The organism is Nostoc sp., from assembly GCF_036917435.1.
Taxonomy (GTDB): domain Bacteria; phylum Cyanobacteriota; class Cyanobacteriia; order Cyanobacteriales; family Nostocaceae; genus Nostoc.
On the sequence record NZ_JBALDM010000010.1, the window covers coordinates 1 to 16,894 of the forward strand.

At 38.8% G+C, this 16,894-nt stretch carries 15 protein-coding genes; 4 read left to right on the forward strand and 11 right to left on the reverse strand.

All coding sequences use genetic code 11. The features are described 5' to 3' along the window. Positions 1–182: 182 nt before the first annotated feature. The gene (gene nadC / locus V7K98_RS04340; protein ID WP_335019620.1) at positions 183–1,049 is read left to right on the forward strand and encodes a carboxylating nicotinate-nucleotide diphosphorylase; all 867 of its coding nucleotides are present in this window, start codon (positions 183–185) and stop codon (positions 1,047–1,049) included. 398 nt (positions 1,050–1,447) lie between these two features. Here nadC and V7K98_RS04345 read toward each other — a convergent pair whose 3' ends face one another. The 3 genes from V7K98_RS04345 to V7K98_RS04355 form a co-directional block, all read right to left on the reverse strand. After that, a complete protein-coding gene (locus V7K98_RS04345; protein ID WP_335019599.1) occupies positions 1,448–2,623 on the reverse strand; it encodes a DNA double-strand break repair nuclease NurA in 1,176 nt (391 codons plus the stop codon). Positions 2,624–2,812: 189 nt separating this feature from the next. After that, positions 2,813–3,601: an HAD family hydrolase gene (locus V7K98_RS04350; RefSeq protein WP_335019600.1), complete on the reverse strand. Its 789-nt coding sequence runs from the start codon at positions 3,599–3,601 to the stop codon at positions 2,813–2,815. Between the two features lie 136 nt (positions 3,602–3,737). Continuing rightward, on the reverse strand, positions 3,738–4,307 hold the full coding sequence (locus V7K98_RS04355; RefSeq protein WP_335019601.1) for a Rieske 2Fe-2S domain-containing protein: 570 nt from the start codon (positions 4,305–4,307) through the stop codon (positions 3,738–3,740). Between the two features lie 312 nt (positions 4,308–4,619). Here V7K98_RS04355 and V7K98_RS04360 point away from each other — a divergent pair, with 312 nt between their 5' ends. From V7K98_RS04360 to V7K98_RS04370, 3 genes are all read left to right on the forward strand, one after another. After that, on the forward strand, positions 4,620–4,952 hold the full coding sequence (locus V7K98_RS04360) for a hypothetical protein (RefSeq protein WP_335019602.1): 333 nt from the start codon (positions 4,620–4,622) through the stop codon (positions 4,950–4,952). Between the two features lie 636 nt (positions 4,953–5,588). Beyond that, positions 5,589–7,136 (forward strand): glycine betaine ABC transporter substrate-binding protein, encoded by a 1,548-nt coding sequence (locus tag V7K98_RS04365; RefSeq protein ID WP_335019603.1) that lies wholly within the window; start codon positions 5,589–5,591, stop codon positions 7,134–7,136. A 198-nt stretch (positions 7,137–7,334) separates the two neighbouring features. Beyond that, positions 7,335–8,174, forward strand: a complete 840-nt coding sequence (locus V7K98_RS04370) for a sterol desaturase family protein (RefSeq protein ID WP_335019604.1) — start codon at positions 7,335–7,337, stop codon at positions 8,172–8,174. A gap of 553 nt (positions 8,175–8,727) precedes the next feature. On the opposite strand, the gene V7K98_RS04375 is transcribed toward V7K98_RS04370, so the two are convergent. The 8 genes from V7K98_RS04375 to V7K98_RS04410 all read right to left on the reverse strand — a co-directional run bounded on the left by V7K98_RS04375 (position 8,728) and on the right by V7K98_RS04410 (position 16,858). Further along, positions 8,728–9,222, reverse strand: a complete 495-nt coding sequence (locus V7K98_RS04375; RefSeq protein ID WP_335019605.1) for a DUF427 domain-containing protein — start codon at positions 9,220–9,222, stop codon at positions 8,728–8,730. 232 nt (positions 9,223–9,454) lie between these two features. Beyond that, on the reverse strand, positions 9,455–10,792 hold the full coding sequence (gene ovoA / locus V7K98_RS04380; RefSeq protein WP_335019606.1) for a 5-histidylcysteine sulfoxide synthase: 1,338 nt from the start codon (positions 10,790–10,792) through the stop codon (positions 9,455–9,457). A gap of 48 nt (positions 10,793–10,840) precedes the next feature. Further along, positions 10,841–11,086 (reverse strand): hypothetical protein, encoded by a 246-nt coding sequence (locus V7K98_RS04385; RefSeq protein ID WP_335019607.1) that lies wholly within the window; start codon positions 11,084–11,086, stop codon positions 10,841–10,843. After that, positions 11,037–11,954: a mechanosensitive ion channel family protein gene (locus V7K98_RS04390; RefSeq protein ID WP_335019608.1), complete on the reverse strand. Its 918-nt coding sequence runs from the start codon at positions 11,952–11,954 to the stop codon at positions 11,037–11,039. Before V7K98_RS04390 ends, V7K98_RS04385 begins: the two co-directional genes overlap by 50 nt. A 324-nt stretch (positions 11,955–12,278) precedes the next feature. After that, positions 12,279–13,253 (reverse strand): L-histidine N(alpha)-methyltransferase, encoded by a 975-nt coding sequence (egtD, locus tag V7K98_RS04395; protein ID WP_335019609.1) that lies wholly within the window; start codon positions 13,251–13,253, stop codon positions 12,279–12,281. Between the two features lie 613 nt (positions 13,254–13,866). After that, positions 13,867–14,016 carry a hypothetical protein gene (locus V7K98_RS04400; RefSeq protein WP_335019610.1) on the reverse strand — a complete coding sequence of 50 codons (150 nt, stop codon included), beginning with the start codon at positions 14,014–14,016 and terminating at the stop codon, positions 13,867–13,869. Between the two features lie 37 nt (positions 14,017–14,053). Next, complete coding sequence (locus V7K98_RS04405; RefSeq protein ID WP_335019611.1) at positions 14,054–16,210, reverse strand: polyribonucleotide nucleotidyltransferase; 2,157 nt, start codon at positions 16,208–16,210, stop codon at positions 14,054–14,056. Positions 16,211–16,312: 102 nt separating this feature from the next. Then, the gene (locus tag V7K98_RS04410; RefSeq protein WP_335019612.1) at positions 16,313–16,858 is read right to left on the reverse strand and encodes a GNAT family N-acetyltransferase; all 546 of its coding nucleotides are present in this window, start codon (positions 16,856–16,858) and stop codon (positions 16,313–16,315) included. Positions 16,859–16,894 lie beyond the last annotated feature (36 nt).

Here is a 16,894-nt window from a genome sequence, read left to right on the forward strand (position 1 = left end):
TTAAAGCGTCGCTTTTCAACGCTTCGCTTCAGGCACTTATTCAATATACCGAACACATCTCCTCATGTCAACTATTTTTCCAAAATTATTTTGGACTGGTTTTTCAGCGCTATCAAAGCCTTAGATAGTAAGGGTTTTAGGCTATAGTGTTGCTGGATGTTACTAAGGAAGCAATTAAAGTTGTGAGTAATTCTGGTGTTTTGCCGCCCTGGTTGGTTTTAGATCCACTGTTGCGTAGCTGGTTGATGGAGGATATTGGCAAGGGCGATCGCACAACAAATACGCTACTAGTAGAAGATGTGACGCTAGGCAAGGCTTTATGGATAGCTAAAGCTTCAGGGATAATTGCTGGCTTACCAGTCGCAGCTAGGGTATTTAAGATTTTGAATGAAAAAGTAAGCTTTGTGCCGGTTGCAGATGAAGGTGCATGGTGCGATCCAGGACAAGTGGTAGCTGAAATTCACGGTTCGCTGGATGCGCTACTTATGGGGGAACGAGTTGCTCTCAATTTAGCTATGCGCTTGAGTGGAATTGCTACGTTAACTAATATATATATAGAGAAAATTGCTGATTTACCTGCTCAGTTGGTAGATACGCGTAAAACTACACCAGGGCTGAGACTGTTGGAAAAGTATGCGACTGCTTTGGGTGGGGCGATTAATCACCGCATGGGGTTAGATGATGCGGTGATGATTAAGGATAATCACATTGCTGCGGCTGGGGGAATTGGAGAAGCTGTCACCCGTATTCGTTCTCGGATTCCTTATCCCTTGACTATAGAGGTGGAGACGGAAAGTTTAGAGCAAGTGAAAGAAGCTTTGCAGCACAAGGCTGAGATTATTATGTTGGACAATATGCCTTTGGATATGATGCGTGAGGCGGTACAGTTGATTCGGCAGCAGGATAGCCGGGTGAAAATTGAAGCTTCGGGAAATGTGACTTTAGAAACTATTCGCGGTGTAGCGGAGACGGGTGTTGACTATATTTCTAGCAGTGCGCCTATTACTCAGTCGAAGTGGTTGGATTTGAGTATGAGGATTCTACTTTAATTGTCAAAATGCAAGTAAAATTTTATGATTTCATAGGAAAAATATACATCAATTTTATTTTTATTACTTAGATGAATTGTACAATATAGCTCCAATTACTGTATCAGTGGGTGGGATTGTAGCAGCAGGAGCATTACTGACTTATGGAGGATATAAAGTATATAAACATATCAAAAGTCGAGAATGTCAAGCCTAGACTTTGAATTACTGGGGTGAACACTGCTCACCCTAATTTTCTACATACTTTAAGGCATTAGAAGATAATTACGATGTGAAATAAGAACAGTGTGGGAAAAGCGATCGCTCAAGTCTAGACTTAATGCTTCAGTCCTCGCTCATCTGAAAATTTACCATTTCATAAATATCACTAAATCCTTAACTGTTTACTATTCCCTGATTTAAGCAATACTGCCGCGCTTTCTGGCTTCTTTATAGGAAGTTCCGACATTTTTCAAACCAGCTTTAATCATTTGTTGTTCAAGTAGGGCAAAGAAACGCGCTCGATCGCCACCTTTTACTACTGCTTGATTATGAGCTTCTGCGATCGCTACTGGATAGCCATATCCTTTTTGCACTTGTGCTAGCATCAGCCCCAGCGCTTGATCTAACATGGTTGCATTCTCCGCTACCCATGCAGGAACTTCGATGCGGGCAATTTCAGTACCAACGTGGACATAGCAAAAATAAATGACTTGATCGCCGTAGAGTTCGAGAATTGGAGAATTACTCCGCCAAAGGGTGCTGCGTTGTCCTGGTTTGAGTCGGGTTGCCCAAACAGAGGTATCTCGCAACTGTTCAAAAATTTTACAAGGTACTTTTTCTAGCTGATTTGGGCAATGAGTTTTACAGTCTGGTACTGGATGGGGACAAGCCAATAAGCGTAAAAAGTTCATTGTTTCGATGCTGCGAGAGGCGCTAAGATAACCCATTAGGGGAATTTGAGCATCACGCATTTGCTGCCAAGCTTCCAGGATGGGGGGTAAAATGCGATCGCGTGCATCCATCGGTAATTGTTCTAAAAACCAGTAAATTAACGAACCATCTACCATCGCCAATGCTGGTGCTTCTCCTTTGGCTGCACATGCAAGTTCTGCCAATACCGTTGTTTCTGAAGCAGTGCGGCGAAAACTCATCCATTCCTCGGTTCTAATTCCCCACTGCCGAGACATATATAAATCTTCTGGGCGGTAAAATACTTCTGGCAAACTATCGAGTAGCGGATGGCGGTTTTGTCCGTAGTGTAAGACGACTCTGCCGATATTAAGGAGATAACAGTAAGCGATTTCATGATGATTGGGGGCAATTTGGGAACCATCGGTAGCGATGACAGTATGAATTTTGGGGGGAACTGGGATATCGATGCAAGTTTCTAGCGGTTCAATTGGGGTAGCATTAGCAAAGAGAATGCGATCGCGCCATTTTTCCTGGCGATCGATTAAATCTTGTTGAGACTCATAAGCATTTTTTAGATGTTGTTGTGCCAATTCTAAACGCTGGCGACTGGCAGCAGCTTCTAAGGTAAGATGCTGACTTAAGCCCTGCATTTGTCCCGCCAGTTTTGTTAGATCAAGCATAAATTGAAGTTAGGATTTAGGAGTTAGGAGTTAGGAGAGAGGCGATTAATTGCGTCTGTTTTCCTTATTCTTTATTATTTATCTACATCTTTATAAATACACATCTATAAAAATTAAATATGCTTTATTCATAACTATTGTAGAGATGTAGCATTGCTACATCTCTACATTATTGTTCGGAGATGTCTATTAATAAAGCCAAGTAGAGAAATCTCTGGCAAACTGAGACAGTGATAACAACTGAATCTGTGCATCATTTTGGGCAGCTTCCCTTTCTGTTTGGGTATTGTAACCCCAGTCTGCAAGAAACAGTTTCACATCTTCAAGGTCTGTTTGCTGTTGGACTAACTGCAATGTCTTGAGTCTATCTTCTACAAACCAGAGACTAACTGGCTTGTTTTCTGCTTGTTGCTTTAATTCTCGCAGAATTTCGTATTTAGGACGCTTGACTTCTTTACCAAAAATTTCTGTTGTCGGTAAATTAACTCCTTGTTGTTGAAGCAACTGCTGTACAAAACGTCCTTCTTTAGTGGTTACAATGTATAGCTTAACTCCACTGTCAAGAGTTAATTTGAGCTTTTCTACTACACCCGGATAAAATCTATGCAGACTTAGCCAACTGTTTAAATCTGTGGTAATCCATTCATCTCTTTGGTTATCTAGTTTCGCAGCAATTTCTCTTGCTTGTAACTTGTCATTTAACAAAAGTTTTGGGGCGATGTTTAACCATTCATGAAGAATTTTCTGATCAGGAATTCCATCTACTAACGCTTTGATTAAAACGGGCATTTCCCAACCCGTCTCAATTACAGGGCGTAGGCGATAGAATCTCAAAGCTAAATCATCTGCTGGTGTGTCGTTAACTGGCGACCAAATTTCACAGTAGGTACGCCATGCTACCTCAAAATATTCAATTAGTCCGTCGCAAATCACTCCATCAAAGTCCAGGGCTAAAATCGTGGGACTACTTGCGGTCATTGTTTTGAGGATTAAACTGCTGTTGTCAGCTTACCCGACAAATTTAAATTATGCAGTAATTTTTGTTAGTCTTTTAGAATTTATAACTGGCTCAAAAAGTATGGTGTCATTGCTAATCTAATTTGATATTGGTAGCTTAACGAGGATCTACAGCAGGTTTGTGATCGACTAAACGAACTTGGTTTTGCTTGACTACTACAGTAATCAGTGGTAATGAACGCTTTGCTGGGCCATGAAAGACTCGACCCTGAGAATCGTATTGAGATCCATGACAAGGACAAACAAAGTGATTCTTCTCAAGATCCCACTCAACTGTACATCCTAAATGGGTACAAGTTGGATTGATAGCGTACTCAGCAATCTTTGGCCCGTCTTGAATGATGAGATAATCAACCCTATTGTTTGGCAAGCCTTTTACAATAATCGGAATTCCAGGCTTTGCGGTTGTCAATAGTGCATTAGTTTCAATTTTCTTGCCGTCTTTGTCCAGTGCCTCAGATCCGGGAAGATAATTTTCACAGCGCAAATTCTTTGGATACAGAGAGCAAAGAGTTTCTAAGCCGATCTCACGACTTTGGCTGACTTTGGGAAATAGATATCCGATCGCTACTGATGCGACTGTACCACCTAGCGTGTAAGTTAAAAAATCCCGGCGCGTTTTTATCCTAGCTGGAATTTTGCCATTAGTAGAATAATTTTCTTTCATGACCCGATTTACCAAGAAAGGTCTACTAATATAGTACGGTGCGATCGCAATGACGAATGCGATTCGAGATCGATTAATTAAGTAATCGCCTAAAGATAGAGATAAATTTACTTAGAAGGCATCGCAAACAGTTGCATAGTTGGATTAATTTAGAGATTCAAACTATTTCAACTAAAGAAGTAAATTCATCAGAGACAATCTCCAACCTAAGACGTGTTCTTCTTAAAGTCTCTCCAGAGAAAGAAGTTTTTGTATTCTCGATTTTTTAGAGTGTTATTTAGTAAAGCTAGATTTTCAATATCGCAAAAAGCCATGACTGATAAAACTCAAGAAAATCAAATTAATCAACCAGTAAGTGAAGATACACATTTAGGCCAAGAAGAGAATGTTAATGAAAGAAACTTAACAGCGAATCCAGGAGATAAAATTTCTGATGAGCCTAAATCTATTGAAGAAAAGGCTAAACAGTTAGCTGTAGATGATGTACCAGACATTACAGGCGACAAAATCACAGTTCCGACTTACTTTGTTGTGGATGAACCCGACGGCAAAAAGAAAGCACTCCACCACGTTAAAGATGCTGAAGAAATTTCCGATGTAATTCGGCAAGCACGAGTTGACGAAAATGGAAACAGACTTTGGTAGTAGTCATTCATTAAACAGATACGGAGACGTGGAGAGTTGGTTGTTTGCGTGCCCGTATCTGTCTTCTTGGATCGAGTTAGTCTGTATAATAACCATCTGTTTTCCCTGGATGAAGGCTAATAGTAGATGTCACAAGTACCAGAGTCTGGTTAGCTCTCTGACTACAGCTACTATATGAGTTGAGCAAAGCCGGAGACGCTCCGCCTCTAGTCAGTGCGCTGTTTTCCTCTTGCTTAGAGCAGCTTGTGACATACAAATTAAAATCCATCTGAAAGGAATAAATTGTAAATTGTAAATTGTTCCTTGGGGAACTTCTTCAATTGGGATACCCAGCACAACAGTTTCTCCTCATCGAATATCAACAGATCGCCAATTCCTAGTTCTCCCCCTTGCCAACTTACTTAAGCTGAATGTAGGCGAAGCTTTCCCGTAAATGAGACGCGATCGCTCGCAATGACTGTAAATATTTTTGTTTATCTACTTATCTACAAATCTGATTATTTATAAAAAACTGTATTATCAATGAAGGTAGGAAAGGGTGACGGCAGACAGAGGGCATTTTCCCTCCTACCTTCGGAGATAAATAGGTGATAAATATATATCGTTACAATAAATGAACTGTATTAGGAGATAACTTTGTTTTTCAGCCAATATTTCCTAGAAATTCTCCTTCGCACTGGGGAACATTTAATATTAGTTTTCATTGCAATAGTGGTGGCCATTGCCATCGGCATTCCTTTAGGCATTTTCATCACTCGCCAACCGAAACTAGCTCAACCTATTATCGGTCTAACTAACGCTATTCAAACTACTCCTAGTTTAGCTATATTTGGCTTTCTAATTTCTGTACCATTTATCGGAGGAATTGGAAAATTTCCCGCTATTATCGCCTTAATTCTCTATGCTTTGCTTCCGATTATTCGTAACACTTATATTGGCATTAATAGTGTCGACCCAGTAATTCGAGAGGCTGGGCGAGGGATGGGGATGACAGATAATCAATTGCTGTTTCAAGTAGAAATTCCCCTAGCCTTAGGCGTGATTTTGGCAGGAGTTAGGGTAGCAACAGTTATTTCTGTGGGAATTGCTACTATTGCCTCAGCTATTGGTGGCGGGGGTTTAGGGGTGTTTATTTTTCGGGGGATTTCTACCCTTAATAATCAGCTAATTTTAGCTGGAGCAATACCCGCCGCGTTGATTGCGTTAGGTGCAGATTTGTCTTTGGGATGGTTAGAAAAAAATCTGACGCAGCAAAGAGAGAAAAGTATAAAAATTAATCGCAAAACTACCGTTTATTTGGCTATTTTAACGTTAATTCTTGGAGGATTAATTGGCTTTACTTATTGGTTAACACCACCAACAATTATTATTGGCTCTAAAAATTTCACCGAACAAGTTATTTTAGGAGAATTACTGGCTCAACAAATTGAATCTCATACTAAATTAAGGGTTGATAGACGCTTAAATCTAGGGGGAACTTTTATTTGCCATGAAGCTGTAAAGGCAGGAAAAATTGCTGGCTATGTAGAATATACAGGAACGAGTTTTACATCTATTTTGAAATATAAATCTATTAGTAATTCTCAACTTGTCTACGAAAAGATTAAACAAGATTATAGTCAAAAATTTAAATTAGAAGTCATGAAAAGTTTAGGATTTAACAACACCTTTGCTATCATTATAAGGGGTGAAGATGCTAAACGGTGGCAGATTAAAACCCTTTCTGAAGCTGCTAAATATACACCTCAAATGCAAGCAGGATTTGGTTATGAGTTTCTAGAACGACAAGATGGTTATTCAGGATTAGCTAAAACCTATGGCTTAAAATTTGCCAAATCTCCCAGACAAATGGAGTTAGGATTGATGTATCAAGCTTTAAAAGAAAAGAAAGTAGATTTAATAGCAGCTAATTCCACAGATGGCTTAATTCCTACTTTGAATTTAGTCATTTTAGAAGACAATAAGAAATACTTTCCACCTTATGAAGCTGTCCCTATCTTTAATCAAGTAATTCTGGAAAAATATCCAGAGTTACGAGAAGTTATTAATCAATTAGCTGGGTTAATTTCCAATGAAGAAATGCAAAAAATGAATTATCAAGTTGATAATCAATCTCGCCCAGTTGAAAAAGTTGTTCGCAAGTGGCTAAAGTCTAAGAAACTGCTAAATCAAATGGGAACATAAGTGAGAGAATTTGGAATTTGGAATTGATCCCACGAATAAATCTGCTTGCTATGTACCATGAATAAATTATTGATTATGTTGGTTAAAAACAGATGAAGCAGCAGAAAAATGATGTATGCTTTAATTTATACTTACACAAAAAATCTGATTCCATGAAAAGATTAAATCTGATGAAGTAACAACTACAATAATACAGTGATGAAAAAAATTTTTGATTTCTGTTTTGAGGTTGAATTTTATCTAAAAATCGCTATTAGTTGCACAATTGTTCAGCAGATATTTTACTGGCTGTTGCACAATATCGAACTCAACTTTATGGCTCAGGTGGTTTTGTACTGGCTAGTTGGTTCTGTGTCATTTTATAGCATTGGTCTATTTATAGAAAAAGTAATTAAAAACAATGATATTTGGAAAGAAAAACTGAATGCTAGGGTTAAAAAAGTCAATAAACAACCATTTCCCTCTTTTACTGGTAAAGGTATCATTATTGGGGAAATTAGAAGTTTCATAGCAGCTTTAATAATCCTCTATCTAGCACCAGAGGTAAATAGAGGAAATAGCTTGCTACTCAACTTTGAATGGTTCTTGATGAGAATAATCGCTGCTGATTTATGTTTTTACGTTTCCCATTTTCTACTTCACAGAAAATTCTTACAGAAAATACATCTAAAACATCATGAGTTTGCTGACTCATCAAGTTTTGTTGCTGGACACAAGAGTTTGACTGAATATATTATTGTTACTATCACAGACCTTTTACCTATCTTTATATTTGGGTATGATATAACTCAGTTATGTGCTTGGAGTATTATAGGCAATGCTTACAACCTAGAAGGTCATAGTTCATTATCAATATTTTTTGTTCCATCAGATTTTCACGATCTTCACCACAGTTGTTTCAAGAGAAACTATGGGATTCAAGGATTTTGGGACAGGTTATTCAACACGCTAAATCCTCCTACAAAGAAGCCAGGAATGATGTTCCCCACAGCTTATTTGGAGAATATAATCATGAAATCGCCTAGTACTTTAGATTGAGAAGTTTAAATCTAGAGAACCCCTCCCCAAAAATCAGCTAGGGTGTATACACAAATTTTTGGTGAGGCAATTTACGGTTAAGTCTCAGAGCCACTGAGAAACCTCACCCTGCTTTTACTGCGTAAAACCTTTTCCTCTCCAAAGTATCGGCTACGGTATACACACAAGTGGTATCTGCAAGGGTTTCAGGCGTTATAGACCCCTTAAATTGTCATTACGAGCGCAGTGATAACGGAGCGAAGTAATCACATAATCCCGTGAGTTAAAGCGATTGCTTCGTCGTTCCTCCTCGCAATGACAGGCTTCCAGCGCTAGCGCACAACCTAAAGTTAGATGACCAAACCAAGTACTAAGGGGAATTTTAAGACTTGTGTGTACACCGTAGCCGATACTAAGGAGAGGGATGTCGGATAGGACAGGGTGAGGTTTTTTCTTTTATTTTGGGTAAGTTCGATGACTTGTCTATACACTTTTAATTAATAATTTTTAAATTGGAGCGTTCGCGTAGCATCTCTAAGAGTTGCGATTCGACTCCTTAATTCTATGTCAAAAATTACCACCCCATTGTTCCTGGACTACCTTTAAATGGCCCGACAATATCAGCAGTAATCCATCCACCGTAAAAATCACCGGGTTGAGATATTACTAGCTCATCATTTACATAACAAGCATCCATTAAACTAGGGTAAAAAGCATAGTATTCTTGAATCGTTACAAAATCAGGTGTGGGGTCAAAATATCGCCAAGCAGCGTTATTTATATACTTATCACCGATGCTAATATCATAATATTGAGACTTCCCTTTCCATTCACACCAAGTCTTTTTAGGTGTTTCTATCAGATATTCTATTTTAATATCTTCTGAAGGAATGTAATAAGAAGGAGGGTGACTAGTTTCTATGACTCTTTTGGCTTTATTTGTTTCTGCTAAAACAATATTATTAACAACTATCCTAATTAATTTGTTGCTATCTTCTAAACGAGCCGGACGCGGATAATCCCAAACTGACTCTTGACCGGGTTCTGGGGGAATAGGATTTGGTCTCATAGTTAATAATTTCCTGTTTTTACGTTGCTTTTAAAATACAAATTCAGTTCGCATTAATTCAGTTCTAGGGAAAATTTTCTTCCTAGTCTTCCTATATTTTGGCTTAGTAATATGTTGTTTTAGTCAAAGATTGAGCATAAGGATTACAGGGAGAAATGAATAATGTAAAAAATACTATCCCTGTAAATATTAGTATTCTGCAAAATTATCTTTGTAAAACCTCATAGTAACGTTAATGATTGATATCTTGAACAATCCTAAAACCTGCGTGCTGATAAAAATTGGGACGAAACCAGTTGCGATAATATTTTAAAGCTTCTGTACCGTTAGTTATCCAACATCCTCCTAACATCATCTGATGTTTAGTATCAAAAAAGATAGCAGAATTATCTTCATAAAGAAAATGAGGTTTATATCCCGACAAAGGATTTAAATTATCGCTCAAATGTTCCCAAACATTACCACGTAAATCGTACAATCCAGAATAACTTTTGGCGGTTTCTAGCATTCCTACTGGACTAGGTGAGCCAAATTTAAAATCGAGATTGTAATTATCTACATCTTCTACGAAACCATTGCTGTAAGTTGCTAAATGATATTCGGCTTCACTCATTAAACGAGTATCTTTTCCTTGCCAACGACAGTAAGCCATTGCTTCATAGTGATTGACTTCTACTGGCCAATCTAAGGGTAAGTCGATTTCATCAAACATGGCTCGATACTTGTAGTTGCCATTTTGAGGTATCCAAAATTTGGGATATTTGATGTTGTTTTCAGTTTTCCAATACCAAGATTCTTCATCCCAATAAGCTTGATTTTCGTAGCCACCATCCTTGACAAAATAAATAAAATCTGCATTGGTAATCAGATATTTACTGGCTAAAAAAGATTGGACTTCGACAGTGCGATCGCCATAATCAATATCCCATCCATAAGTCGGCTCGTCAAAGGCTTTGCCGAGTTTTACTACCCCACCCGCAACTTGTATCATTTCGTTTTGAAGAGTGTAACCATTAAAAGGGGCGTATTGCCAGTTTTGGGGACGTTTTACTGTCTCTATTGGTAGTTGGCGAATTAACATTGAAGAGGTTTCAATATGAATACGCTGGTGTTCAATCCCCATCATTAAAGCCCAAAGGGGATGATTGGGATGAATTGGTAGAGTAATTGGGGTAGTTTTAATGACTTCGGAAATTACAGAATGTGCTTGTTTTCGATATTCCCAAGTTTGTGAAACTTGCGGCCATTCCAAATGTGCGATCGCTTCATTCAATTCTTCTGGTATCTCTGGATCGACTCCAATTTCAAACAGGATTTCATAGTCAGAATTTATCCCTTTTTCTAATAATCCAACGCTAATTAATTTGTTGATATAGAAAACAGCCGAATGTCCTAGATAAAAAATTAGAGGATTTCTCAGAGGATCGGGATTGAGATAAAATGTATCTTCCCCGACTAAACTTTTCATCAGCATATCTTCCATCTGCCAAGCATTCTCAAAGTAATCGAGGATAACTTTGCGATCGCAACTATTTAGTTTTGGCGGATAAGTACATTGAAAACTGTTCATAATGTCGCTTAAATTCATAATGCTTATGTAGACAATGAAGATTGATTTTCAATTATTACTGCCTAATATACTCTGTTTATACTTTTCTGGACTGGTTTCTAATTTCACATGTAAAAAATCGATTTCTTCCTTTTCGAGTAACTCTAATATTGCTAAATTTAGATGTTTTTCAGCATCAAAATAGAGATTATCATCATTAACAAATGCCATTATTTCAATGATGCGGGCATTATCTTCAATTTTTTTAAACCGTACTACACATGATGAAGAAAAACCAGGAATATTTTTTGGCATTATTAGCATCACAAATTTTTGCAGTTTGCTGTGCAGAAATCCCATCAATTTTCAGAATTAGATTAACTCCCCACCTTAACTCTTTTCCTGGGTTTTGTGACCAATTTTCTACGATTCCAGAAATCATTTTAGAATTGGGCATTTTCATAATCGAACCCCATTTAGTTATATGCAGCGTTGTGGTTCTAAATCCGGTATTCATTATCTGCACAAAACCATCTACTCCTGATACTCCCACCCAATCACCTTCTCGATAAAGATTATCAGAATAGATAATCAATGTACAAAACCAGTCATAGACAATATCCTTTAACAGCAAACCTAAAGTAATGCCAGCACCACCTAATAGACCAACCAATGCAGCCGCAGATTGACCTAAAAATATCTCGCTTATTTTGATTGTCAATATAATAATTGCTGCTGATTGAAAAATCTTCGGCATCAAAGGTCTGAGCAATTCATCAAGCTCAGTTTCTGTATGTAGCACTACGTTGGCTATTATCTGACCCAAAATAGAAGAGCTTCGGTAAACGATGTATGCAACTATAAAAACAACTATTAAATTGAGCGTCCTACCGATTGTTTGGCTCAGTTCAAACCCTAAATTTTCTGCCAGAACTTCCTTGATTAGCCAAAATGCACCAATCTGAATCAGCCAACTTAAAGAAGGCTTGATAACTATTATCAATTCATCATCAAGTGTACTTTTGGTTTTGCTAGTAAAACCCTCAATGCTCTTAATAACGACTCCAACAAAAAACCGTCTCAACAACTGTGTCAGCGTTAGAATAATGACAACAGTAACAATTTTGGCAACGGGTATACCGGAGTAGTTGATATTTTTTAGCGTGTTCCAAAGTGCTTCCATCTGTTAGTTAAAAGTAGGGGAGTATTTTTTATGTCAATCAGTAAATGACATAGCTTCTGAATTCTGCTAAATGAAACGTATCCATAAAAAAACTAATGCCACTTACTTAAGCATTTATAAATGGCTAAAACTCAAGATATAGCAGTCCTAAATCATTTGTAAAAATAAATTAACCGCAGAGGTGCAGAGAGAGGATTAGGATTGCTATATATTGTAGAGGGACAATGCCCATCCACCTTAAGTAAGTGCCATGCGGCTTAGTTAGTTAAGACTTAGAGCCTAATTTACGGAGTCTATTGAAATTAAACTTTGAGTAAACAAAATTTAAGCTTGACAAAGAATTAACCCAAACCACTCTTTGGGATCTGTCCAAGTTTTCAGTGTTTTAAGTCCATGTGTCTCCAGTTGTTTTTGCATATTTACTAAATTAAACTTGCGAGAAATTTCAGTAAGAATGCTCTCTCCATCTGCAAAGCAAACTTGGAAATCTAGCGCTTCTAGAGATACCTCATGAGTTTTTTTGCAATGTAGATACATCTCAATTTGGGCATCATTTTGATTATAAATAGCTTGATGAGTGAATAAATTGAGGTCAAAATCGCCTTGGAAACGCCAATTTAAATGGGAAAGTATATTTAAGTTAAAAGCAGCTGTTATTCCTTGACTATCGTTATAAGCTGGTTCTAAAATTTCCTTGGGTTTTTGTAAATCAATACCCAAAAGAAAGTAGTCACCTGGTTGCAAAGCCCTGGTAATTTTGCTTAAAAAGTCATCACATTCTCGTGGGTTAAAATTACCAAGAGAACTTCCCAAGAAAAAAATCATCCGTGATGATGCAAATGTTGTTTCTAGCTTTGTCAAGGCTTGTTCGTAGGTTCCTATTAATCCCTCAACAAATAAATTTGGATATTTTTGTTGTAGTTTTAGTACAGTAGATTTAAGGATTCCATGACTAACATCAATGGGTACATATCTACAGTAATTGGCAATTTTTTGGTAGGCATCTAACAAAAATAGAGTTTTTGTAGAACTGCCACTGCCTAATTCTACCAGTTCGCAAGCACCTGTTATCTGAGCTATTTCGTCAGCATATTGCTGCAAAATCCATGCTTCTGTTCGTGTTGGGTAATATTCTGGTAATTCACATATTTGTTCAAAGAGTTCCGAGCCGTAATCATCATAAAAATATTTAGGGGGTAAGGTTTTAGGACTTTGAATTAATCCTTGAATTACATCTTCACCTTCATTGTTGAGAGCTTGATAATGCTCATTAAGAATTTTGAGAGATGTTGCTAGCATTGTGTCAATATCTTTAGTTTTGAATTTAATTATTTAATATGACATATTTTAGTATTTCATAGCAAGGTTTATATTGCAGTAATTCATACTCAATAAAATACAAAATCTCTGTCGATTTATCGTAGTATTATGGATGTTATCTTAATTTAATATTTGTTTATTTATCGAATAGTAAGGTAATAAGCGGGTCGCCAAAAATAAACACAACTATTTTATTAAAGGTCAACCTCTTGAAACTATCACCACTGAACAATTACGAATGACAAATCACAAAAATCGTAACTTATAGCGGTTCTCATTCAGATGCAGTACAACATTAATCGCGGAGTGTAAGGGCACAGAACTGCTGTACCCTTACGGGTGTATTTCACTCAACCGAGAACCGCTATAGCTTTATTTATGCAAACTTATACTTAAGTTAAAAATAATTGCAGGTTTGCGAGCGATCGCAAGGTCGAAAATACTTTTATTTTTGTTTAATATAGAGAAGACGCGATAAATCGCCGTCTCTACAAGTGGTTTGGTTTTATCTGAACTGTATTGTCATATAGATAACTGAATTGTAGAGAAATATGACTTCTATTCAAATACAAAAACTATCTATTTTTATTTTTCAAAAGTTTAACAATCTGCGATCGCCTGATTCAAAGGTTAAAAGTGCGTAGTTTACCGCCGTAGGCATCGCCATATTCACTGTAAATTTATCTAGAGCAGTTGGGTAACTAATTAAAGAAGCAAACAGCGATGCCTTCACAGTAGGCATCGCGGATTTTAGATTTAATCTAAAATCCCAAATCGAGTTACCGATTCACCGCCGCCGCTTCTCGTGCTGCTGCTGCTTGATCTGGGTGGATACCCAAGCGGGTGAGATTAATCCGACCTTTGTTATCAATTTCACGGACTTTGATAATTACTTCATCGCCCACCGCCACTTCATCCTCAACTTTGCCAACGCGGTAGTCAGCTAGTTGTGAAATGTGGATCATCCCTTCTTTCCCAGGCAGAAATTCGACAAATGCACCTATCGGTATAATCCGAGTAATGCGTCCTGCATAGACATCCCCTTCGTGCAACTTGCGGGTCATTCCTTGGATGATGTTTTTGGCTCTCTTGGCCTTGTTCTCATCCACAGCCGAAATTGTCACGGTGCCATCATCTTCGATGTCAATTTTTGCACCAGTTTCCTCTGTAATCCCCTTAATAGTCTTGCCTCCAGGCCCGATGACTAGACCAATCATGTCTGAATCAATCTTGATTGTTAACAGACGTGGAGCATAAGGTGAGGTTTCAATCCGTGGGGTGTCAATGCAAGCGAGCATTTTCTCCAGAATGTGCAATCGGGCTGCTTTGGCTTGGTGGACGGCTTGGGCAATAACCTCCAATGACAAACCGGAGATTTTCATATCCATTTGCAAGGCGGTAATTCCGGTATCTGTACCGGCAACTTTGAAGTCCATGTCGCCTAAAAAGTCTTCAATCCCCTGAATATCGGTGAGGATTCGCACTTCGTCCCCATCCTTAATTAAGCCCATTGCTGCACCACTGACGGGTTTGAGAATTGGTACACCAGCATCCATCAGGGCGAGGGTGGAACCGCAGACTGAACCCATTGAGGTGGAACCGTTGGAAGAAAGTACTTCCGATACGATGCGAATGACGTAGGGGAATTGTTCTTTTGAGGGTAGCACAGGTAGTAAGGCTCTCTCTGCTAATGCCCCGTGACCAATTTCGCGTCTTCCTGGAGAACGCATTGGCTTGGTTTCCCCCACTGAGAACGGCGGGAAGTTGTAATGATGCAGATAACGTTTATGTTGGTCTAACTGCATATCATCATTGAGGTTTTGAGCATCCCCAGGTGTACCCAGAGTACAAGCGGATAATACCTGAGTTAGTTCCCGGTTAAATAAACCGCTTCCGTGGACTCGCTTTGGTAAGACACCAACTGAACAAGAAACACGACGCACTTCATCGAGTTTACGACCATCAACGCGAACGTTATCTTCGATAATTTGCCGCCGCATAAAGTATTTGGTAATGTCTTTAAAAGTATTACCAAGTGCCTTGCTATTTGCAGTTGCGGCAACTCGAATGGGATCTTCTTCTGACAGTCCCTTAATCGTCGTGGCAATTTCATCCTTGACGACATCTAAAGCTGCATCGCGTTCGGGTTTGGTGAAGGTAAATTGAGACAGGATTTTCTTAATCTGACTGCTGCTGCGATCGCGGATATAATTTTCTAGCGTCTGGTCTACTTGTGGTGGTGCTTCATGCACTATCACTAGACCCAGTTCTGCTACTAAATCTTGCTGCGCTTTGATTAAGTCCCGCACTGCTTCATAACCAAAGTCAATTGCCTCGATGATATCTCGTTCTGGCAACTGATTGGCTCCCGCCTCCACCATGATTACGCCATGTGGTGAACCTGCTACTACCAGATCCAAATCTCCAGCTTCGATTTCTGCATAAGTGGGGTTAATAATGAAATCATCTCCCACTAAACCAACGCGAACTGCTGCCATTGGCCCATTAAAAGGAATCTGGGCAATCAAGGTAGCGATGGAAGCGCCTGTAACTGCTAGCACATCGGGGGGTACTAACTCGTCCATCGATAGCGTTAAGGCAATAATTTGCAGATCATCCCGTAACCATGAGGGGAACAAAGGACGCATGGGACGGTCTATAAGACGGCTGGTGAGAATTGTTTTTTCTGGTGGACGACCTTCTCGCCGCATGATCCCGCCGGGAATCCTACCAGCTGCATATAGCCTTTCTTCATAATCTACTGTGAGGGGAAGAAAATCAATGCCTTCTCTGGCTTGCGATCGCGTAGCTGTCACTAAAACGGATGTGTCCCCTGATTCTATCAAAACCGACCCACCTGCCTGGGGAGCTAGCAAGCCTACCTTCAGTCGAATATCCCTGCCATCGAAGGATATTGACTTATCAACTTCTGCCATTCAGTTTTTTTTCCTTCTCTTTCGCTATTCTCTTTCTGTGGCAATCCTAACATTTATGCACTAGGGCTGACTTCTAGTACATACAAAGATAAGAGTTGTCCTTCAACCCAAAGCGCGATACATCATTAGCGCGTCTACTACCTGTTCATCCCCTAGCTTTGCCGCACGGGGAATTCGCCCAATAATCTCAAATCCTAACGATTGCCAAAGGGTAATTGAAGGTATATTGGTTTCAAAGACCAAATTGAACATTACTGCTTCGTAGCCCAGGTTTGCTGCTATTGAGAGCATCGCCTCTCCCATGAACCGCCCAATTCCCTGACCGCGTAACTCAGGTTGTACAATAAAACCAGCGTTGCAAATATGGCAACACCGACCGGGGAAGTTTGGTTTTAAATAAAACGCCCCTAATATTTCTTTTCGTTTGTGTGTCGCATCCTGACCAGATGTCCTGACAACAAAGGCATCCTTGCTTAACCAGTAAGTTGAAAATTCTGCCGGAGATAGAGGTTGCTTTTGGGGATAAGTTTTACCTTCAACAATTACAACATTGAGTAATGCTCTTACAACCTCCTGTTCTTGAGGGTGTATATAATCTAGCTCTACTATTATGTTATTTTTTATAAGTTGAACAAGGGGAAAATTCATTATTAATAATGTTTATGCAGAATGAGTATTTGAAAT

Coding starts and splice junctions, on each gene's coding strand:
- V7K98_RS04345 (WP_335019599.1), bottom strand. CDS start 2,623: ATGCTTGATCTAACAAAACTGGCGGGACAAATGCAGGGCTTAAGTCAG.
- V7K98_RS04350 (WP_335019600.1), bottom strand. CDS start 3,601: ATGACCGCAAGTAGTCCCACGATTTTAGCCCTGGACTTTGATGGAGTG.
- V7K98_RS04355 (WP_335019601.1), bottom strand. CDS start 4,307: ATGAAAGAAAATTATTCTACTAATGGCAAAATTCCAGCTAGGATAAAA.
- V7K98_RS04360 (WP_335019602.1), top strand. CDS start 4,620: ATGACTGATAAAACTCAAGAAAATCAAATTAATCAACCAGTAAGTGAA.
- V7K98_RS04370 (WP_335019604.1), top strand. CDS start 7,335: ATGAAAAAAATTTTTGATTTCTGTTTTGAGGTTGAATTTTATCTAAAA.
- V7K98_RS04375 (WP_335019605.1), bottom strand. CDS start 9,222: ATGAGACCAAATCCTATTCCCCCAGAACCCGGTCAAGAGTCAGTTTGG.
- ovoA (WP_335019606.1), bottom strand. CDS start 10,792: ATGAACAGTTTTCAATGTACTTATCCGCCAAAACTAAATAGTTGCGAT.
- V7K98_RS04385 (WP_335019607.1), bottom strand. CDS start 11,086: ATGCCAAAAAATATTCCTGGTTTTTCTTCATCATGTGTAGTACGGTTT.
- V7K98_RS04390 (WP_335019608.1), bottom strand. CDS start 11,954: ATGGAAGCACTTTGGAACACGCTAAAAAATATCAACTACTCCGGTATA.
- egtD (WP_335019609.1), bottom strand. CDS start 13,253: ATGCTAGCAACATCTCTCAAAATTCTTAATGAGCATTATCAAGCTCTC.
- V7K98_RS04400 (WP_335019610.1), bottom strand. CDS start 14,016: ATGCCTACTGTGAAGGCATCGCTGTTTGCTTCTTTAATTAGTTACCCA.
- V7K98_RS04405 (WP_335019611.1), bottom strand. CDS start 16,210: ATGGCAGAAGTTGATAAGTCAATATCCTTCGATGGCAGGGATATTCGA.
- V7K98_RS04410 (WP_335019612.1), bottom strand. CDS start 16,858: ATGAATTTTCCCCTTGTTCAACTTATAAAAAATAACATAATAGTAGAG.